Consider the following 21479-nt stretch of genomic DNA (forward strand, 5'->3'; position numbering starts at 1 on the left):
TGCTGTGAGTAATGAAAATACAACAGCTCCAGTTACCCTCCGGGAAAAGATTTTTTACGGATTTGGTGATTTTGGGAACGGAATGACCTTTCAGTTTGCGCAACTGTACTTACTGAAATATTACACCGATGTGGTTGGGATCCCAGGATACTGGGCAGGACTGATTTTCTTAATTATGAAGTTTGCGGATGCATTCATCGATGTTTCGGTTGGGACGTGGGTCGATAGCCGGAAGAAAATTGGTAAGCGCGGTAAGTTTCGGCCGTTCATTTTATACGGTGCCTTTTTCTTAGCAGTTGCAGCGTCGTTTTGTTTTGCAGTTCCGCACTTTAACCTAGCCGGGAAAGTTGTTTATGCATTTGTAACGTATGCGGTAATGAACGTTTTGTACTCAATCGTTAATATCCCGTATGGTTCGCTGGCAACGGCGATGACACATGATAGTAAGATTCGGGCCAACTTATCAGTTTCACGGAGCATTGGTGCCCAGTTAGCCGGAATCGTTACGGGATTCGCTGTTCCTGTAATCAGCTTTACCGGAAACGGGGTTCCGGCACGGGGCTACTTGTTTGCTGCGGTTATTTTTGCCGCAATTGGCTGCATTTCACAGTGGCTATGCTACCGGTTCACAAAGGAAAACTGTGAAGTTAAGGTTCAAAAGAATAGTACTAAGGCAATCTTAACAACCGTAAAGAGTTTATGTACTTCTAAGCCATTCATTGCAATTGTTCTGTTTACGCTCTTTGCGATTGGGGCTATGTTCCTGCAAATGGGAATGCAGTTGTACTTCTACCAGTACGTTATGGGTAATGAAGGAATGATGAGTAACGTCACAATCCTAAACGCCTGCGTAATGTTCCCGACAATGTTTGTTTGCGGGGCGCTGGTTAAGAAGGTTGATAAGAAAAAGATTGCGGTTGTTGGTGCGCTGGTTGCCGGGCTAATGAACGTAGTGGGCTTTTTCGTAATGACCCATACGCACAGTCACGTTCTTTTCTACGTCATCTTTGGGTTAGCTCAGATGGGCTTAACCGCAGTTAACTCGGTTGCCTTTGCGTTCGAAGCGGACGTTGTTGAGTATGAGGAATTACGGACGGGGGTCCGCTCTGAAGGGATTATTTATTCGGCATACAGCTTTGTTCGGAAGGTGGTTCAGGCGATTGGCGGTTTTGTTCCTGGCTTTGCTCTTTCACTAATGGGATACGTTGCAAACCAAGTACAGACAATTCACGTACAGCACTCGATCGTTCTTGTTTTCATGTTAATTCCGGGGATTGCCGAGATTTTAGCAGGAATTATTTTCCATCTCTTCTATGGATTAACAGATAAGAAGCACGATGAAATCGTTGAACAGTTAAAGAAAAACGATAATTAGGAGGTAGTGTTATGAGCGTTGATTTAACAGCGAAACCGTATTACCTGAACGAAGAACAGATTAAGTGGGTTAAAGATACAATTGCCGGCATGTCACTTGAAGAAAAAATCGGGCAGTTGTTCATCAATATGGGATCTTCACGGGAAGAAGGATACCTCAAGGGAGTATTAGACAACTACCATATTGGTGGCGTGCGGTACAACCCTGGAACGGCTGAAGAAGTGTATGACCAGAACAAGATTTTACAAGAAAACAGCAAGATTCCACTGTTGATTGCTGCCAACACGGAAGCCGGTGGTGACGGAGCATGCACTGACGGGACGTACGTGGGTCATGAAATTAAGGTGGCAGCAACCCGTGATGAGCACCTCGCATACCGGATGGGGCAAATTGCCGGTGAAGAAGCAGCAGCAATCGGGTGTAACTGGAGTTTTGCACCGATTGTTGGATTGTTAAAGAACTGGCGCAACCCGATTTTATCAGTTCGGACTTGGTCGGATGATCCAGACCTGAACATTAAGCTGTCGTTAGCATACATGAAGGGGATTCAGGAGTTTGGCATCGCTCCGGCGGCCAAGCACTTCCCGGGTGATGGTTCTGACGAACGGGACCAGCACCTGTCATTTGCCCCTAACCACAGCACGGTTGAGGAATGGGACAACAGCTTTGGGAAGGTCTTTCAGGCACTGATTGATGCGGGCGTACCGTCAATTATGGCGGGGCATATCGGCCTTCCGAGTTACGTGCGGTACTTTAAGCCGGACGCAACGCTACAGGAAGCCAACCTGCCAGCAACGTTAAACAAGTACCTGATTACGGACCTTCTCCGGAAGAAGATGGGCTTCAACGGAGTGATCGTTACCGATGCAAGTCACATGGTCGGGATGACCGGAACGATGAAGCGGCGTGATCTGTTAACAACAGCGATTGCTGCTGGTGTCGACCTCTTCCTCTTCTTTAACGATCCGGATGAAGACTTCCAGTGGATGATGGACGGATACAAGAACGGGGTTATTACGGACGAACGGCTGAACGATGCGCTTATGCATATTCTGGGATTAAAAGCTCATATTGGGTTAAATAAGGGCTTTAAGTTCCTGGAACACTCCAAGGAAGAACAGCTTGCTCATATTGGCAAACCGGAAAACAAGAAGGTTGCCCACGAAGTAACTGACAAGGCAATTACGCTGGTTAAAAACAAGGAGCATATTTTCCCGATTAGCCCGGCTAAACAGAAGCGCGTACTTTTGGTGGATGTTAAGGGGCATGAAGGCGGCTTTGGCATGATCATGGGTGGCTCAAGCAAACGACCGGTCGACGTTATGAAGGAGCTCCTCGAAAAGGAGGGCTTCACGGTTACAATCTGGCAGTCGCTTGAGGACCAGGTTAAGGACCTTCCACCGGAGAAACGGCGTGCTGCGGTGGCAAACGTCTACGCCCAGAAGCGGCCGATCTCGGAGTTAACGGATAACTATGACTTAATCATCAACATGGCGAAGGTGGTTCCGAACACGGACCAACGAATTCAGTGGCCTGCTTCCAAGGGGACGCCGGATATTCCGTTTTACATTCACGAAGTGCCAACCATCTTTGTTTCTGTTAATAGTCCGTTCCACCTGGCAGATGTACCGCAGGTTCAAACGTACATTAACTGCTACGACGACCAGCAGGACACCCTAGAAGCGCTGGTTGATAAGATGCTTGGCCGGTCTGAATTTAAGGGCCAGAGTCCGGTCGACGCATTCTGTGGCTTTGAAGATACCCGGTATTAATGGGGTGAGCAAAATGGCAGAAAACATCGTATGTATTGATTCGGACGGCTGTGCAATGGACACCATGACCCCGAAGCACCAGCAGTGTTTCGGCCCGGACCTGGTGGACGTGTTTGCGATTAAGGACCGGGCGGAATTCCTGAAATACTGGGATCAACTTAACCTGTATTCCCGTACCCGGGGAATTAACCGGTTTAAGGGGCTGGTAACGGCACTTGAACACATTAATTACCCGCATTTAGCGGCGTTGAAAGAGTGGGTTGAAACGACCCCGGAGTTTTCAGAACAGTCGTTGGAAGCAGCGATCGCCAAGACGCCAGATGATCAAAACCTCAAGCGGGCATTAACGTGGTCCAGAAAAGTAAATAGTGATATTGCGGCTAAGAGCTCAACTTTTAAGGCGTTTTCTGCGACTAAGGAAAGCCTCGCTGCGATTAGTAAGGTTGCCCGGGTAGTGATTGTTAGTTCAGCAAACAAGGCTGCGGTACTTGCGGAATGGAAGCGGAACGGCTTACTTGAGTTTGTTGATACCGTTTTCGGGCAAGAAGACGGGAAGAAGGCGGCTTGCTTGGCACGTTTATCCCGCGAAGAACCCGCTCACCGAATAATGATGGTGGGCGATGCGGTGGGTGATTACCAGGCGAGCCAAAAGGCTGGCACCCTGTTTTTCCCCATCCTTGTTACTAAGGAAAACGAGTCATGGCGGGCATTAAAAGAAACCGCGCTTCCAGCATTTGTTGCTGGGAAATACCAACCGCTGCAGGCTAATTACGTAGCACAATTTAATGCTAATTTTGATGAACTGGCGGCGCGCTAGTGAAAAGGAGGATTACAATGGTTAGCTTAAACGACGATTATTTAACGGCGGCACAAGCCTTTAATGAAGCAGGGATTCAGGTTCCAACCTACGATCAACGGCAAACGACAATCGAAGGAACCAAGCATCCACGGTGGGTCCACTTTGGCGGGGGGAACCTTTTCCGGTGCTTCCACGCACTGGTTGCGCAGGACCTTATCGAACAGGGCGAAATGACCGGCGGCGTGATTGTTGCTGAAACCTACGATGATGAAGTCATCAGTGACATGTACCACAAGTACGGGAACCGGTTTGTGGACGTCATTATGAATAACGACGGGACGTTTGACAAGCAGTTAGTGGCAAGCGTTGCGGAAAGTATCTATTACAACGCTGCTAACAAGGATGGCTGGCAACGGATGACCGCAATTTTTGAAAATCCGGAATTGCAGCTGGCAACGATGTCAATCACTGAGAAGGGGTACGCCCTCCACAACATTGATGGTTCGTTAACTGATATGGCGGCAGCTGACATCGCAAACGGGCCGGAAGCGCCGAAGACAAATATGGGTGCGATTGCTCATCTGCTGTATGCTCGTTACCAAGCAGGGGCGTACCCGATTGCGATGGTTAGCACGGATAACTTCTCGCAAAACGGGAAGACGTTCCAGAACGGCGTGATGACCATTGCGAACGGGTGGCACGAGCAGGGCTTAGTTGACGACGGCTTCATTGCCTACCTGAACGATCCGCAAAAGGTTTCCTTCCCGTGGACGATGATTGACCGGATTACGCCTAACCCTGCGGAAAACGTTGGGGCTGACCTGAAGAAAAACGGGTTTGCTGATACGACGATTTTACACACGACTAAGCACACCAACATTGCCCCGTTTGCTAACACCGAAGAGGTTAAGTACCTCGTGATGGAGGACAACTTCCCGAACGGGCGGCCGGTCTTTGAGAAGGCGGGCGTCATGATGGTTGACCGGGAAACGGTAAATGATGCCGACCAGATGAAGGTGACGGCGTGCCTGAACCCGTTGCATACTGCACTGGCTATTTATGGATGCCTGCTGGGATACACCTCAATCTACGACGAAGTGCAGGACGATGATGTGGTTGCGTTGATTAAGAACCTGGGATACGGCGAAGACTTGCCGGTTGTGAAGGATCCGAAGGTAATTAATCCGCGGAAGTTCTTGGCCGAGTTCATTGATGAACGGCTTCAAAACAAGAACGTACCGGACATGCCGCAACGGATTGCGACGGATACTTCCCAGAAGATGAGCGTCCGTTATGGGGGCACGCTCAGCCACTACATTGATGACCCGCAGCGGAATCCAGCAACGCTTGAGTTTATTCCGCTTGTAATTGCCGGATGGTGCCGGTACCTGACGGGAATTGGTGATGACGGTAAGCCGTTTACCCTTAGCCGTGACCCGTTAATGGATCAGCTTCAGACTTCCTTAAAGGGAATTGAGCTGGGAGCAACGCAGCCAGCAATTCACCAGGCTTTGCAACCAATCATTTCTAATAAAGAAATCTTCACGTACGACCTGTACGCAATTGGCTTGGGTGACAAGATTGAGCGCGATTTTGAGCAATTAATTGCTGCTCCAGGAGCGGTCCGGAAGACGCTTCATGAAATGGTAACAACGAAGAACTACTCATTTTAGGGGGATATGACGATGAAGAACATGGGATTTCGGTGGTACGGCTCTAAGTCGGACGCCATTAGGTTGAAGGATATCCGGCAGATTCCGGGGACCACGCAGGTTGTTGGAGCGCTGTTTGACATTCCAGTGGGGGATGTTTGGCCGGAAAGTGAAATTAAGGCGCTAAAAGACGAAGTAGAAGCAGCCGGGTTGAAGCTTGAGGTAATCGAATCAGTCAACATCCATGATGACATCAAGATTGGGCTTCCAACCCGCGATAAGTACATTGAAAATTACAAGCAGACCATTCGCAACCTCGCAAAGTACGGGATTAAGGTTATCTGCTACAACTTCATGCCAATCTTTGACTGGGTACGGACGAACTTGCACTACCCGCTTGCTGACGGCTCAACGGACCTGGCGTTTGAGCACAAGATGGTTGAGGGTTCTCCGGAGGACATTATTAAGTCCGTTGAGGATAACTCCAACGGGTACGTTCTCCCGGGATGGGAACCTGAACGGTTAGCGGAAGTTAAGCGGCTGTTCAAACTGTACAAGGACGTTGATGCTGAAAAGCTGACGGCCAACTTGAAGTACTTCCTGGATGAAATTATTCCAGTCTGTGAGGAGTGCGACGTCCGGATGGCGATGCACCCGGATGACCCGCCGCGTCCGCTGTTCGGCCTTCCGCGGATTTACAAGAACCGGGAAGACATGCTGAAGATTGAACAGCTTCATGAATCTAAGTACAACGGATTTACGATTTGCACCGGAAGTTTAGCGGAAAATCCTGAAAACGATGTTCCTGCATTGATTCGGGAATTTGTTGGCAAGGACCGCGCACCGTTTATTCACGCCCGCAACATTAAGTTCTTTGGTAATGAAGGTGACTTCCACGAGGCAGCGCATCTTTCAAGTGAAGGTGACCTTGACATGTACGAAGTCATGAAGGCCCTGCATGACGTTCACTTTGATGGTTACATTCGGCCGGATCATGGCCGGGACATCTGGGGGGAACAGGGCCGACCGGGATACGGACTGTACGACCGGGCTCTGGGCATTACCTACTTGAACGGTTTGTGGGAAGCAATCGATAAGGAAGAACGGGAATAATCCGTTCAGCTACTAGGGGGGGAGACAAATGGTTCTACTAAATGACGATTTCTTATTAACAAGTGAGCCAGCAAAGCGGTTATTCCATGACTACGCGGAAGGGATGCCGATTATTGATTATCACTGTCATCTGGTTCCCAAGGATATTTATGAAAACAAAAACTACCCGAACATTACCCGGATTTGGTTAAACGACGGGTTATACGGTGACCACTATAAGTGGCGGCTTGAACGGGCAAATGGCGTTCCCGAAGATCTGATTACCGGTGACGGGGATGAATACGAAAAGTTTCTTGCGTGGGTTAAGACGATTGAAAAGGCCATCGGTAGCCCGCTGTATGAGTGGACGCATCTTGAATTGCGGCGGTTCTTCCACTACGACAAACCGTTGACGGAAAAGAGCGCTAAGGAAGTCTGGGACAAGGCCAACGCCCTTTTGCAGACGGATGATTTTAAGCCCCGGGCGCTGATTAAGCGGATGAACGTTAAGGTTGTTGTTACTACGGATGATCCTGCTGACGATTTGCACTACCACCAGTTACTCCGGCAGGAAGAGGCCACGAACGGGTTTAAGGTACTTCCCGGATTACGGCCGGATAACCTTGTACGGATAAACCAAGGTGACTTTGGGGCGTACATTAAACGGTTGAGTACGGCAGCGGATATTCAGATTACCGATTACGAGTCACTCGAAGAGGCCCTCGATAAGCGGTTTGCCTACTTCGCTCAGCTCGGCGGGAAACTGTCTGATCACGGGTTAAACAGTTACACGTACGAGCAAATTACCGAAGAAGAGTTTAACGCAATTATGCAGAAGGCTATTCGGGGTGGCGAACTGAGCGCCCATGAGGTGAACGGTTACCAGACGTTACTGATGGAAATGCTGATGAAGCTTAACAAAAAGTATGGCTGGACGATGCAGTATCACATGAACGTTCTGCGGAACGCTAACGGACCACAGTTCCGGAAGTTAGGCCCGGATACGGGGTTTGACTCAATGGGATCTGAGCCGGGGATTGCTGGCGAGATTATGAAATTATTCGCCGACTCCGTTGAGGAGGATCTGATTCCTAAGACAATCCTGTACTCGACTAACCCGAACGACTGGATGGAACTTGCTACTGGAATGCAGAGTTTCCAGGAAGCTGGGGTTAAGCAAAAGATGCAGCTGGGGTGCGCTTGGTGGTTTAACGACACGCGCGAAGGGATGCACGAACAGCTGCGGATTATGGCCCAGCAGAGTCTTCTGGGGAACTTTGTTGGGATGCTGACCGATTCACGGAGTTTTCTGTCATACCCGCGGCACGAGTACTTCCGGCGGGTACTGTGTGACCTGATTGGCGAGTGGGTCGTCCGGGGACAGGTTCCGGAGGACTATGACTACCTTGGGCAGATGGTACAGGACATTTGTTACAACAACGCCCGGGAGTATTTCCAGTTTGATAGCCAGGAATAGGTAGGAGTGATTTAGATTAGGGGGGACTTAATGATGGGTGATGAGAAAGTTCATGCGAACCATTACTTAATATGGATTATCTTTGCGGCGGCCTTTGGTGGTTTGCTGTTTGGTTACGACCAGGGGGTGATGTCCGGGGCAATTAACTTTATCGGACACACCTTCAAGATGACGAGCGGATTGGAAGGATTTATTTCGGGGTGTATTCCCCTGGGAGCAGTCGTTGGTTGCCTGATTGCCGGGTGGTGTGCTGATAAGTTGGGGCGGAAAATCGTGCTCTTTATCTCAGCGCTCCTCTTTACGATTTCGACACTGGGTTGTGGGTTTGCCCCGTCAATCGGAATTCTAGTGGCATCCCGGTTAATCGGGGGATTAGGTGTTGGGATGTGTTCCACCTTGGTTCCGTTGTACATTGCCGAAATCTCGCCGAAGGAAATTCGGGGGCGGTTCGTTGGGAGTTACCAGTTAGCCATCGCTACCGGGATCTTCATCGTTTACCTGGTAAACGCCTTGATTACCAACACGCATTCGACGGCGTGGAACAACGATATCGGTTGGCGAATGATGTTCTTTGCCGGTGCCATCCCAGGAGTTCTGTTCTTCATTATGATGTTCTTTATCCCGGAAAGCCCGCGGTTCTTAGTTAGCCAGGGGAAGGTTGATGCAGCCAAGCAAATCCTTTTAAAGGTAACTGGTAATCAGGAGCAGCGGGTTCAGGAAACACTCGGTGGGATTCAACAGACCGTAAGTGAAGAACGGGATAACAACGCCGGCTGGGGCGAGCTCTTTAAGAAGGGGGTTCGCTGGGCCCTGTTCGTTGCCATCATGTGTTCGGTCTTCCAGCAGTTGACCGGAATTAACGCCGTTGGATACTACGCTCCGATTATTTTCCGGAATGCGGGGGCCGGAATCCATGCGGCGATGATTGAAACAATTGGTATTGGACTAGTTAAGGTGCTCTTTGTGGCCTTCTTCATGGGCTTGATTGATAAGCTCGGCCGGAAGCGGCTTTTAGTTTGGGGTGGATACGCCATGGCGGCATGTATGTTCCTTCTGGCGTTTGCTTTTGACCAGACAAGTATTAGTCGGCTGTTTGATATTTTTATTTTTGCCCTAATTATCATTCACACGAGTGCCTTTGAAATGTCCTGGGGCGGCGGTACCTGGGTGTTGATTTCCGAAATGTTCCCGAACCGGATTCGGGGGCGGGCCTCATCGATTGCTTCAGCAGCCTTATGGGCCGCAACGTACGCCGTGACCCAGTTATTCCCAATGATGTTAGCGCACCTCGGGGATGTGTGGACGTTCATTATCTTCGGCATTTGCTGTGTTGCCATGGGACTGTTCGTCAAGTGTTGTTTTCGCGAAACGGCCGGCAAGTCGCTTGAGCAAATTGAGGCTGATACCGTTCAGGATGAATAACGAGTAGGTGAAGAAAATGAGTGAAATCTTAACGATGGGCGAACCGCTTGCTGTCCTGGCATCAACGGAAAGTGATGTCCGGCTGGAGAACGTCACCCACTTTGACCGCTATCTTGGTGGAGCGGAATTAAACGTGGCGGTTGGTGCCCGGCGGTTGGGCCACAGTGTCTCGTACGTTTCGCAGGTGGGAAATGATCCGTTTGGTAACTTTGTCCGCAACCAAATTCAGGCGCAGGGCATTGATGATCAGTACCTGTTTGTCGACCCGGACCATTGGACGGGTCATCAGATTAAGGATCACGTGACCCATGGCGATCCGGCGGTCTATAACTACCGGTCTGACTCGGCGGCATCGCATTTTAAGTTGCAAAATGTCGACCGGGTAAGTCTCAGAAACGTAACGGTGGGACACCTGACGGGGATTTTCCCGGCAATCTCGATGGCTGCAAACTGTGCGTTTACGGCTTTATTAGACCGAATGCAGCGTGAGGGTGTCTTTATCACGTTTGATACTAACCTCCGTCCCGCGTTGTGGGCGACCCGAGAAGTAATGCGGCTGCAGGTAAATGCGTTTGCCCGCCAGGCGGATATGGTTCTGCCGGGGATTACGGAGGGCCGGTTGCTAGTCGGAACCGATGATCCGGAAAAGATTGCTGACTTTTACCTTGAGGGCCGGCCACGGGTTGTCATCGTTAAGGTTGGTGCCCGGGGAGCGTTTGTAAAAACGAAATCCGGAAAAAAGATGATGGTGCCGGGTTTTACCGTCAAGCATGTTGTTGACACCGTTGGCGCAGGCGACGGTTTTGCGCTGGGAGTGATTACGGCGTTGCTTGAAGGGAAGACATTGCGGAGCGCCGTGATGCGTGGAAATGCAATTGGTGCAATGCAGGTTCAGGTTGCTGGTGATGAAGGAGGCTACCCGTCCCCGGCAGAATTAGCGGCCTTTTATCAGGCAGAAGGTGTGCAAGAAGAGGATTTTAAAGGAGGAGAAAACGATGAAACGTGTTGATGTGTTAAACCAGGTTGTTGAATCAGGAGTTGTGGCGGTTGTTCGCGGAACCCGGGAACAGGCCTACAAGACGGCGAAGGCATGTATCGCTGGGGACGTTAAGGCGATTGAACTTACCTTTACGGTGCCGGAAGCTGATAAGGTGATTGCACAATTGAATGAAGAATACGGTGCCGATGATGAGGTTATCATTGGTGCCGGAACCGTTATGGATGCGATCACTGCGCGGATTGCGATGATTGCGGGCGCGAAGTTCATTGTTAGCCCGACCTTTGACAAGGAAACTGCGTTGCTGTGTAACAAGTACCAGGTCCCGTACATGCCAGGATGCATGTCTGTTACTGAGATTCAAACGGCGATGGAATATGGCTCTGACATCGTGAAGGTCTTCCCTGGAAGCGTTGTTGGGAACGGATTTGTTAGTGCTGTGAAGGCGCCAATCCCGTACGCCAACATCATGCCAACCGGGGGAGTTAACCTGGAAAATATGAAGGACTGGTATGCAAAGGGCGTTGTTGTCGTTGGGGCTGGAAGCAACTTAGTCGGACCTGCTGATCAGGGTGATTATGCTGCAGTCACCGCGAATGCTAAGAAGTACCGGGCTGAAATTCAGCAAATTAAGGGAACAAAATAACTCTCATTAATAGTAGGATAAGATATTAATGTAGTAACCGTTTTATTAAAAGTCGGAGCAATGTCTCCGGCTTTTTTGTGGTGATTAACGGGATGCGTTTCTTAAATTGGGGTGGTAGAATAGGCGACCGTAAGAGAGAGTCTAATTTTAAAGGAGGAAAGAGAATTGTTACACCGGTTATTTGCAATGATTGCAGTTTCAATGACACTGCAGGCGGCACCTGTCGGGGTGGTGCTTACAAATCACGGGCACACGCACTGGTCACCAGTTAACCAGGCGCAGTTGCAGGGAACCAAAAACCATCACCATCACCGGGGATAAATTAATTGATTTAATTGGCGTTCAACAGGAATGCCAATTTTTTGTTAGTCGGGATAAGAAAATAGCCTTCCTCATACCCCAACATGTGGTAGAATAGGGGAGCATAAACCACAACAGAAAGGATGCTTCAGTCATTTTGATTACGTTATCAGGGATTATTGGTTCGGGGAAGACAAGCCTAACCAAGTTATTATCCGCGGAGTTGGGATCAACGGCCTTCTACGAGCCGGTCGATGATAACCCGGTGCTCCCACTGTTTTATAAGGGAAATGAAATTGCAGCGAAGAAACGGGCGGCAGGCGACAAGGAAGCAACTAATCCATATGCCTACCTGCTTCAGACGTTCTTCCTCAACCGGCGCTTTAAGATGATTAAGCAGGCGATGCGGGAGGATAATAACATCCTCGACCGGTCGATTTATGAAGATGAAATCTTCATGAAAATGAACACTGAGATGGGGAACGCCACGGATGTTGAGTACGATATTTATAAGAGCCTTCTCAACAACATGATGGAAGAGCTTCCGATGGCGGCGCACAAGAAATCCCCGGATTTGATGGTTAACATCAAGGTTTCATACGAAACGATGATGACGCGGATTCGGAAGCGGGGGCGGGATTACGAACAGGTTGAACAGGACCCGTCATTGGTTGACTACTACCACCGTCTTCTTCGTCAGTATGATGAGTGGCGGCAAACCTACGATGCCTCCCCGCTATTAATTATTGATGGTGACCGGTACGACTTTATGGCTAACCCGCAGGACCGGGTAACCGTTTTGGAAACCATCGAACAGAAGCTGGTTGACCTTGGGAATCTCGATGAGGCAACGATGGCTAAGCTCAAGGAGAAGCACCAACAGTCCTTACAGTAATATTTATTGCTCGTCCTCAGCACTATTTTAAGAAGGTGCTGGGGACGCTTTTTTATGAGGGACGCTATTTTTCAGCTATTCAGTGATGTTTTCCTTGCGAAATCGTTGCGGTTCAGTATAATGAACTTACCATAACTAGGAGGAAATCATGATGGGAGAAAGAGAACGTCAAATGCGCCGAACTATGAGTAAGGCAGGCTGGGGCGCAATTGTTTATATTATTACACTCAATGTTGGGGTGTTCTTTGCGGCTTTGCTGCTACTGTTTCTTCGCGGACAAGCCTTTTCAATGCAGGCAATATCGTCCTTAGCCCTTAGTGACGGGTGGGCGTACATGCTTGCCGTGGTAGTAGGGGTCGGAATTCTGATTGGGTTTTCTAACCGCCGACTGCGGCACCAGTACCTCCATGCGCATGAAGCGCGAATGACGCTTCGGGCGGGACTGGTAGTGATTGCGGCGCTCCTTGCGGTTCAGCTTATTACTGAGATTTGTGGGGTCGGGATTGAAACCGTCTTGAACCATTTTGGGCTGTCCGCACTGGATCAGATGCGCGAGGCTAGTAAACTGGGAGTGCGTTCAGGAAGTATGATGCTGTACGCGGGATTATGCGGCCCAATTTGCGAGGAATTGGTCTTCCGCGGATTTATCCTGCGTTGCTTGCAACCGCTGGGGACAAAGCTAGCGATTGTGGTGTCAGCTGTGTTATTCGCCTGTGCCCACGGAAACGTTATTCAAACCCCGTTTGCGTTTATTACGGGGCTGTTGCTTGGGTACATCGCTGTTCATTACGGGATTAAGTGGTCGATTGCAGCTCACATCTTTAATAACTTAGGACTAAGCATTGGATTACAATTGTTAGTGAAGGACCTTCATTTACCGTTTTTAACGGTTGCACTTACCCTATTAAGCATTGCGGCCTTGATTTGGCTGGTTGTTCGGTATGGGCGAAAGGCGTTGGCATGGTGGCAAGCAGAACGAATTCATCGGGGTAACTTAATGCTTGCATTGAGTCGACTGCCCGTGATTATCATGTATGCTTACGCCCTGGCGATGATTGTCGGGGGAATCCAGGCGAAATAATCGATTTTTTTGAATTTATTGGGGGAAATCCCCGTTCATCCCTTGAAGTACCATTATGAAAACGTTATCCTAAAGGCAGGTAAAAGAAAGATGGTGAGTCATGATGGAAGAACAAACGTATGACCGGATTTTGGTTTGTATTGATGGTTCGGACAACTCCTTTGTTGCCCTCAACACGGCGATTGAAACGGTGAAGCGGACGGGTGCCACCTTGGACGTTTTACGGGTGTTAGACTTAAACGCCCTGGAGTATGGCGGGGCCGGGATTGCCCTTGACGGGGAAAAGGTGTATGAGATTGAACACCGCAACGAGGACTTCATGACAAAACTTAAACGGATTATTGTGGAGAAGCGGGGGCTTGACGCTGATAAGGTGCACGTCCACTTGCGGTTTGGAAACCCGAAGAATGTTATTGTGAAGGATTTCCAACCAGAGTACCAAAACGACCTGATTATTGTCGGAACGAGTGGGAAGACGTTAATTCAGCGGATTGTTGTTGGATCGGTCGCTTCGTATGTTGTCCGGGCAGCACGGTGTGACGTGTTAATGGCGCGGACGACTAACGCTGATTACCAGCAGGTTCGGCAGCAGGTTGATGAATTAGAGGCCGACTTGGATATTAAGCATAAGCGGCAGTAGGCGGGAAAGCTGAATATTAATGTGGGAGCTACAACGTGGTTGTGGCTCTTTTTGTGTTATTGCATTTCAAAAGTCGTAATAAAGCGATGTGCTAATCATCACAAAATAAGATGATTTCATCTTTTTTTGCCATGGAAAACCCGTCAATCATGACTTTTTATTCAAAATGAAAATGAAGAAAATTCACAAAATTTACGAATGCGCTAAAGCACGCTATAATCAACATGTAAACGGTTACTCAATAAAAGGAGTTTCACATAGACGAGGAGGCAGTCAGATGGCAAAACTTGATTTTGATAAACTCAACGTTTCCCCGGAGATTAAGACCTACCAGGTGTTAGACGAAGAGGGAAAAGTAGTTAATCCAGATTTAATGCCCGACTTAACTGACGAGCAGTTAGTTGAATTATATGAACAAATGCTGTGGTCCCGGATTTTAAACGACCGTTCCACCAAGCTTAACCGGCAGGGACGGTTGGGCTTCTTTGCCCCAACTTCAGGGGAAGAGGCAAGCCAGATGGGGTCAAACTTTGCGATGGAAAAGGAGGACTTCTTGCTTCCGGCATACCGGGATGTTCCGCAATTAATCCAGCACGGCCTGCCGCTTGAGAAGGCCTTTCTGTGGTCCCGGGGACACGTTGTTGGGAACGAGTACCCGGAAGACCTCAACGCAATGCCACCACAAATCATTATTGGGGCTCAGTACGTTCAGACGGCCGGGGTTGCCCTGGGAATCAAGAAGAACGGGAAGGCTAACGTTGCCTACACCTACACTGGTGATGGTGGAACTTCACAGGGGGACTACTACGAAGGAATGAACTTTGCGGGTGCGTTCAAGGCGCCGGCAGTCTTCATTGTTCAAAACAACGGGTACGCAATTTCCGTTCCGCGGAAGAAGCAAACGGCTGCGAAGACGTTAGCCCAGAAGGCCGTTGCTGTTGGGATTCCTGGCGTTCAGGTTGACGGAATGGACGCCCTGGCAGTTTACGCCGTAACAAAGGCTGCTCGTGATTGGTCAGCAGCCGGAAACGGCCCGGTATTAATTGAAACGTTAACGTACCGGTACGGACCGCATACACTATCAGGGGACGACCCGAAACGGTACCGTTCAAAGTCCGAAGAAGACGAGTGGCACAAGAAGGATCCGGTTGTCCGGATGCGGAAGTTCCTTGAAAGCAAGAAGCTGTGGGACGATAAGCAGGAAGCTGCCTGGAGCGATGAGGTTAACAAGCAGATTGATGCTGCGATGGAAAAGGTTGAAGCAACGCCAGCCCAGAAGATTAGTGAGTTCTTTGAGAACGAGTACAACGATGTTCCTGCTAGCGTTCAGGCAGAAGCGGACAAATTCAAAGCAAAGGAGGCCAAGTAACATGACGAAGACGACGATGATTAAGGCCATCACCCAGGCGCTTGACCAGGAAATGGCGCGGGATGATAAGATTTTAGTTTTCGGTGAAGACGTTGGGAAAAACGGCGGTGTGTTCCGGGCCACTGAAGGGTTGCAGGCAACGCACGGCGAAGACCGCGTTTTCGATACCCCACTAGCTGAATCAGGAATTGGTGGGTTGGCTTGTGGCTTGGCTCTTCAAGGGTTCCGGCCAGTTCCGGAAATCCAGTTCTTTGGGTTTGTGTACGAAACAATGGACGAAATTGCGGGGCAAATTTCCCGTGAACAGTTCCGGATGGGTGGAACGCGGAAGATGCCGATTACCATTCGTTCACCGTTTGGTGGGGGAGTTCACACGCCAGAACTGCACTCTGACAGCTTAGAAGGATTAGTTGCACAGTGCCCAGGATTACGGGTAGTTATTCCAAGTGACCCATACGATGCTAAGGGATTACTGATTTCTTCCGTGCGGTCAGATGACCCGGTTGTGTTCCTGGAACACATGAAGCTGTACCGGTCATTTAAGCAGGATGTTCCGGACGAAGAGTACACGGTTCCGCTGGACAAGGCGGCCGTTAAGCGCGAAGGAACGGATGTTTCCATCATTGCATATGGTGCGATGGTGCGGGAGGCCCTAAAGGCGGCTGACCAGCTTGCTAAGGATGGGATTAACGCCGAAGTTGTCGACCTGCGGACGGTTGCTCCGCTGGACGAAGAGACAATTCTTGCATCGGCTAAGAAAACTGGTCGGGTTGTTCTGGTTCAAGAAGCCCAGCGGCGGGCAGGAATTAACAACCAAGTTGCCGGCTTAATTGCCGAGAAGGGAATTCTGTCATTATCAGCCCCAATTGCCCAGGTTGCAGCACCGGACACCCCGTACCCGTTTGGTGAAGCGGAGGGCGCATGGATTCCGAATGCCCGGGATATTGTTGCCCAGGTTAAGGAAACGGTGAACTTCTAGAACTGAGGAGGAACGAAATGAGCAAGTATGAATTTAAACTCCCTGATATTGGGGAAGGAATCGCCGAAGGAACAATCGGCGAGTGGCACGTTCAGCCAGGTGACAAGGTCGAAGAAGATGGCGACCTGGTTCAAATTGAAAACGACAAGTCCGTCGAAGAAATCCCGTCACCGGTAAGTGGGACCATTAGTAAGATTTTGGTTCCGGAAGGGGACACGGCCAGTGTTGGTGACCCGTTAGTTGAAATCGAAGTTGCCGGGGATGTTCCGGAGGATGCTGCTCCGGCAGAAGATGCCGCTTCATCAACGCCAGAAGAGTCAGCTGCTCCGGCTGAAACGCCGGCACCAGCTGCTGAACAACCGGCCGCAAAACCGGCGGCATTTGTACCGCAAGATCACAGTTTACCGGTTCTGGCAATGCCTGCTGTGCGGGCCTTTGCCCGGGAACACGACGTTGACATCGCCCAGATTAAGGGAACTGGGAACCACGGTCAGGTCCTGAAGAGTGACGTGGAAAACTTCCTGCAAAATGGTGGGGTTCCTCAGCCGGCAGCTGTTGAAAGTGCACCGGCAGCCGCAGCTCCGGCAACACCAGCACCGCAGCCAATCGCAACTGACGCTGACTGGCCGGATCACCGGGAGAAGATGTCTGGTGTTCGGAAAGCAACTGCTAAGACGATGGCGGCCAGTTGGTCCCAGATTCCACACTTCCACCTGTACGATGATGTGGTGGTTGACAAGCTGTGGGATCACCGGAAGAGGTACAAGGAAATGGCTGCAGAACGGGGAATTCACCTGACGTTTATGGCCTACATTACGAAGGCACTGGCAATCGTTATGAAGGAATTCCCGGTATTAAATGCGTCCCTTGACCTGACAACGAACGAAATTGTCTACCACGACTACGTTAACGTTGGGATTGCGACGGATACCGACAAGGGGTTATTCGTGCCGAACGTTAAGGATGCCGATAAGAAGAGCCTGTTTGCCCTTGCGCGGGACATTGCGGATAACGCCACGAAGGCACGGGATGGTAAGCTGACCTCAGGTGACATGGCCCACACAGGAATGTCAATTACAAACATTGGCTCCCTTGGCGGCGGTTTCTTCTCACCGCTGATTGCACCGCCGAACGTTGCAATCCTTGGAATGGGAAAGATCGTTAAGGAACCGGTTGTCGTGGATGACCAGATCCAAATTGCCCGGGTACTGAAACTCTCAATGGCCTTTGACCACCGGATTATCGACGGCGGAACGGGTCAGCGGGCAATGAACCGGTTAAAGGAATTACTGAGCGACCCAGCACTACTGCTGATGGAGGGATAGACAATGGTTGTTGGCGATTTTGCGATTGATTTAGATACAGTTGTTATTGGCGCGGGCCCTGGCGGTTACGTCGCCGCTATTCGGGCGGCCGAAATGGGCCAGAAGGTCACGGTGATTGAACGTGAATTCCTTGGTGGAGTTTGCCTAAATGTCGGGTGTATTCCGTCTAAGGCACTCATTGAAGCGGCCCACCGGTATCAGAACGCCATGCACTCACAGGACATGGGACTGCGGGTGACGGCCGCTGAACTGGACTTTTCAAAGACCCAGGAATGGAAACAGTCCGTGGTTGATAAGATGACTGGCGGTGTTGGGATGCTTTTCAAGAAGCACAACATTGACGTAATCTGGGGGAATGCTTACCTGAAGGACAACCACAGCCTCCGGGTAATTACGGATGACAAGGCGCAAACGTACACGTTTAATAACCTGATCATCGCAACCGGGAGTCACCCGATCGAAATCCCGCACTTTAAGTTTGAGGGCCGGGTGATTGATTCAACCGGTGCCTTAAACCTACCAGAAGTGCCGAAAGAATTGGTCGTTGTTGGTGGGGGCTACATTGGAAGCGAACTAGCTTCAGCCTACGCTAACCTCGGCGCCCACGTTACGATTCTTGAAGGTTCAGACAGTATTCTTGCAAACTACGAAAAGGACCTTGTTAAGGTGGTTGAACACCACTTCAGCAAGCAAGGCGTTGATATTTACACGAATGCCCTGGCAAAGGATGCTGAGCAGGATGATGCCAGCGTAACCGTAACGGCCGAAATCGATGGTGAGGAACGGGAATTAAAGGCGGACTACTGCATCGTGTGCGTTGGGCGGAAGCCAAATACAGCTGATATGGGACTCGAACAGGTTGGCATTCAACTGGGCGACCGGGGCTTAATTTCGGTTGATAACCAGGGCCGGACAACGATTCCAAACATTTACGCGATTGGGGACGTTGTGAAGGGCTTTGCGCTTGCCCACAAGGCGAGCTACGAAGGTAAGGTTGCGGCTGAAGCAATCGCCGGAAAGAAGACAACGGTTGATTACCACGCAATGCCGGCAGTGTGCTACACGGACACGTCGATTGCAACGACAGGGTTGACGGCAGATCAGGCCCGTGAGCAGGGCTTAGACGTTAAGCAAGCGAAGTTCCCGTTGGCTGCTAACGGCCGGGCAGTTGCGATGGGCGCCCAGAACGGGTTCATGCGGATCGTTTACATTAAGGAGAGCGGCGTAATTGTCGGTGCTCAAATGGTTGGGGTGCACGTCAGTGAGATCATTAGTGAAATGACGCTGGCGATTGAATCTGGGGCAACGGTGGACGACATCGCCCTGACGATTCACCCGCACCCAAGTGTCAGCGAATCCGTGCAGGATGCGGCGGATGTCGCAACGGGTTACCCAACGAATATTTAACAAGGTGCGAAGCCACACCCAAACATTAAAACAGCAACCGGGGAGCTCGGGGTAACCTCGAGCTCCCCTTTAGGAATGGAGGAATTAATGATGCAATATTTAGCAATGGATACCAATGATATTCGAACCAACCTCGCAACTGAACAGTACCTAATGAACAGCGACAAGATGACGCCTCCGTTTATGCTGTTTTATATCGAAGATCCGTGTATCATTGTGGGACGGAATCAAAACACCCTTGAAGAGATTAATAAACAGTACTGCGAGGAACACAATATTACCGTAACCCGGCGGTTATCTGGTGGTGGAGCTATGTACCAGGATCGCGGGAACATGTGCTTCAGTTTCATTGTTCCTGCCAATGACTCGCAGTTTGGTGATTTTAAGAAACTAGTTCAGCCGGTTGTCGACGCCCTGCACCGGATGGGGGTAACTGGAGCAACCGTTACGGGCCGAAACGACATTGTGGTTGACGGCAAGAAATTTTCCGGGAATGCGATGTACACGCGGGACGGCCGGACGTTCTGCCACGGAACGTTGATGTACGACGTTGATACGTCCGCGGTGGCAGACGCCCTCCACGTCCCGGAGGATAAAATTAAGTCCAAGGGAATCAAGTCGGTGCGGAGCCGGGTGACAAACATCAAACCGTACCTGAAGCCGGAATACCAGAACCTCACGATGGAGCAGTTCCGGGATGAGCTGATTAAGCAGATTTGGAACGTGGATACGTTAGCGGAAGCCCAGAAAAACGAGTATCACCTTACAGATGAGGACCGCCGGGAAATCCAGAAAATTGGCGACGAGTTGTACTACAACTGGGACTGGGTTTACGGCAAATCACCGGAGTTTACGGATAAGAAGCGGCGGCACTTTACTGGGGGAACGATTGATGCCCGGTTCTTTGTAAAGGCGGGGCAGATTAAGGACGTCAAGATTTACGGGGACTTCTTTGGAACGGCGGAAGTAACTGACCTTGAAGATGCGCTGCGCAATCAGCCGTACACAATGGAAGCAATGCGGACCGTCCTTAGTAAGTTTGACCTGACCAAGTACTTCGTGGGAATTGACCCGCAGGAAGTTGTCCAGTTGTTGGTTGGCTAATGGGAGCAAAACAAGCAAACGGGTGGCAGGTTGCCTGGCAGAAAACAAGTAGCGATTTTACTGCGTTGCCGTTTCAAAGCGACCAGCTCGTTCAGGTAATTAAGGTGACCCCGCAGTTGGCGGGGACGGCACTTAGCTTAGAACTAAGTAACCGGTTCGGCGCATACCCGGTCGTCTTTGATCACGTGTGGGTTGCGCGGGATGCGCAGTTTCAGCGGGAAAGGGTTGCTGTTACCCAGCGGGGAAAGCAGCAAGTTGTTCTTTCGCCCCACACGGTTAGTTGGCTGGACGAAGTCACGTATCCGGTCACTTCTGGGGAGCCGGTGTATGTTCAGTTGGTTGCAATGCGGGCGCAAACGTACGTTGATTACAACTTTACGATTTTGCCTGATCTGACCAACGCAGCGCTTGCCCGAAAAGTGGTGGTACCGCCTCTTTCGTCCCGCACCGGAAGAAAAAACTGGTACTGTCTAACCGGGCTGGCAGTGAAGGGGGCGCCCCAAGCAACAACCATAATGGGCGTTGGTGATTCGGTAATCGAAGTGGGGACAATTACGGATGCGTTAACCACCCGTTACATGCACCGGCCGGTCGTGGTAACGAATGTGGCAACGGCGGGGCGGCAGCTCCTTGCCGACGCGCTTACGATTGGAAAAGTGCCCCAAACATTCGGGGAGAGTCTCTTACATCAGCTCGCCCGCTTTTCCGCTTGGCCTCCAGTAATGTGGTGTTCAATCGGGGCAAACGATCTCATGCTCCAGGCGATTGCAGGAAATCCGGTCCCAACCAGCCAAGCGCTGATTACGGGGTTAAAACGGGTGCAAGTCCTTGCCCACCAGCACGCCACTCACCTGGTAATGAGCACACTTCCGCCATTTATTATCGACCGGCGCCGGGTCTCTTTGCCTGCGCAAAGGCAGCTATGGCGAATTCAGTCCCGGGTGAACGAATGGGTTCGGAGCCAGCCGGACATCGTGGATGTTTTTGCGCTGCTTGCTGATCCACAAACGGGGCGGTTGCGCCGGGAGTACGATTTAGGCGACCGGTTGCACCCGAATAAACTGGCGGGTAAACGGGTGGCGCGTGCAATGCTTCCCGTTCTTGACCAGTTCCTTTCGCCGCGAAGAAATTAGTTGTTTCCCGGCAA

General features: G+C 50.5%; 19 protein-coding genes. All 19 read left to right on the forward strand.

All coding sequences use genetic code 11. From position 1 onward, the window contains the following. Positions 1–4 precede the first annotated feature (4 nt). The 19 genes from QOR60_RS05965 (at position 5) to QOR60_RS06055 (ending at position 21465) form a co-directional block, all read left to right on the forward strand. A complete protein-coding gene (locus tag QOR60_RS05965) occupies positions 5–1375 on the forward strand; it encodes a glycoside-pentoside-hexuronide (GPH):cation symporter (RefSeq protein ID WP_283582459.1) in 1371 nt (456 codons plus the stop codon). An 11-nt stretch (positions 1376–1386) separates the two neighbouring features. Beyond that, the gene (locus QOR60_RS05970; protein WP_283582460.1) at positions 1387–3147 is read left to right on the forward strand and encodes a glycoside hydrolase family 3 protein; all 1761 of its coding nucleotides are present in this window, start codon (positions 1387–1389) and stop codon (positions 3145–3147) included. 13 nt (positions 3148–3160) lie between these two features. Continuing rightward, complete coding sequence (locus QOR60_RS05975; RefSeq protein ID WP_283582461.1) at positions 3161–3964, forward strand: HAD family hydrolase; 804 nt, start codon at positions 3161–3163, stop codon at positions 3962–3964. Positions 3965–3981: 17 nt separating this feature from the next. Next, entirely contained in the window at positions 3982–5619 is a 1638-nt protein-coding gene (locus QOR60_RS05980; RefSeq protein WP_283582462.1) for a mannitol dehydrogenase family protein, read from the forward strand. Between the two features lie 6 nt (positions 5620–5625). Continuing rightward, positions 5626–6711: a mannonate dehydratase gene (uxuA, locus tag QOR60_RS05985; protein WP_283582463.1), complete on the forward strand. Its 1086-nt coding sequence runs from the start codon at positions 5626–5628 to the stop codon at positions 6709–6711. A 28-nt stretch (positions 6712–6739) separates the two neighbouring features. Then, positions 6740–8167, forward strand: a complete 1428-nt coding sequence (gene uxaC / locus QOR60_RS05990) for a glucuronate isomerase (protein ID WP_283582464.1) — start codon at positions 6740–6742, stop codon at positions 8165–8167. Positions 8168–8200: 33 nt separating this feature from the next. Further along, the gene (locus QOR60_RS05995; protein ID WP_283582465.1) at positions 8201–9589 is read left to right on the forward strand and encodes a sugar porter family MFS transporter; all 1389 of its coding nucleotides are present in this window, start codon (positions 8201–8203) and stop codon (positions 9587–9589) included. 16 nt (positions 9590–9605) lie between these two features. Then, positions 9606–10598 carry a sugar kinase gene (locus QOR60_RS06000; RefSeq protein WP_283582466.1) on the forward strand — a complete coding sequence of 331 codons (993 nt, stop codon included), beginning with the start codon at positions 9606–9608 and terminating at the stop codon, positions 10596–10598. Continuing rightward, a complete protein-coding gene (locus tag QOR60_RS06005) occupies positions 10585–11232 on the forward strand; it encodes a bifunctional 2-keto-4-hydroxyglutarate aldolase/2-keto-3-deoxy-6-phosphogluconate aldolase (RefSeq protein WP_283582467.1) in 648 nt (215 codons plus the stop codon). Before QOR60_RS06000 ends, QOR60_RS06005 begins: the two co-directional genes overlap by 14 nt. Positions 11233–11397: 165 nt before the next feature. After that, positions 11398–11553, forward strand: a complete 156-nt coding sequence (locus QOR60_RS06010; protein WP_283582468.1) for a hypothetical protein — start codon at positions 11398–11400, stop codon at positions 11551–11553. Between the two features lie 136 nt (positions 11554–11689). Next, positions 11690–12427 carry a deoxynucleoside kinase gene (locus tag QOR60_RS06015; RefSeq protein ID WP_283582469.1) on the forward strand — a complete coding sequence of 246 codons (738 nt, stop codon included), beginning with the start codon at positions 11690–11692 and terminating at the stop codon, positions 12425–12427. Between the two features lie 151 nt (positions 12428–12578). Continuing rightward, the gene (locus QOR60_RS06020; protein ID WP_283582470.1) at positions 12579–13508 is read left to right on the forward strand and encodes a CPBP family intramembrane glutamic endopeptidase; all 930 of its coding nucleotides are present in this window, start codon (positions 12579–12581) and stop codon (positions 13506–13508) included. Between the two features lie 100 nt (positions 13509–13608). Continuing rightward, a complete protein-coding gene (locus QOR60_RS06025) occupies positions 13609–14148 on the forward strand; it encodes a universal stress protein (RefSeq protein ID WP_283582471.1) in 540 nt (179 codons plus the stop codon). Positions 14149–14425: 277 nt separating this feature from the next. Then, entirely contained in the window at positions 14426–15517 is a 1092-nt protein-coding gene (gene pdhA / locus QOR60_RS06030) for a pyruvate dehydrogenase (acetyl-transferring) E1 component subunit alpha (protein ID WP_283582472.1), read from the forward strand. Between the two features lies 1 nt (position 15518). After that, positions 15519–16496, forward strand: a complete 978-nt coding sequence (locus QOR60_RS06035) for an alpha-ketoacid dehydrogenase subunit beta (RefSeq protein WP_283582473.1) — start codon at positions 15519–15521, stop codon at positions 16494–16496. 17 nt (positions 16497–16513) lie between these two features. Next, the gene (locus QOR60_RS06040; protein ID WP_283582474.1) at positions 16514–17821 is read left to right on the forward strand and encodes a dihydrolipoamide acetyltransferase family protein; all 1308 of its coding nucleotides are present in this window, start codon (positions 16514–16516) and stop codon (positions 17819–17821) included. Positions 17822–17824: 3 nt separating this feature from the next. Further along, a complete protein-coding gene (lpdA, locus tag QOR60_RS06045; RefSeq protein ID WP_283582475.1) occupies positions 17825–19228 on the forward strand; it encodes a dihydrolipoyl dehydrogenase in 1404 nt (467 codons plus the stop codon). Positions 19229–19318: 90 nt separating this feature from the next. Continuing rightward, complete coding sequence (locus QOR60_RS06050; RefSeq protein ID WP_283582541.1) at positions 19319–20332, forward strand: lipoate--protein ligase; 1014 nt, start codon at positions 19319–19321, stop codon at positions 20330–20332. Further along, the gene (locus QOR60_RS06055) at positions 20332–21465 is read left to right on the forward strand and encodes an SGNH/GDSL hydrolase family protein (RefSeq protein ID WP_283582476.1); all 1134 of its coding nucleotides are present in this window, start codon (positions 20332–20334) and stop codon (positions 21463–21465) included. Before QOR60_RS06050 ends, QOR60_RS06055 begins: the two co-directional genes overlap by 1 nt. The last annotated feature ends 14 nt before the right edge of the window (positions 21466–21479 follow it).

This window comes from Ligilactobacillus hohenheimensis, assembly GCF_947381805.1.
In the GTDB taxonomy this organism is placed as follows: Bacteria; Bacillota; Bacilli; order Lactobacillales; family Lactobacillaceae; genus Ligilactobacillus; species Ligilactobacillus hohenheimensis.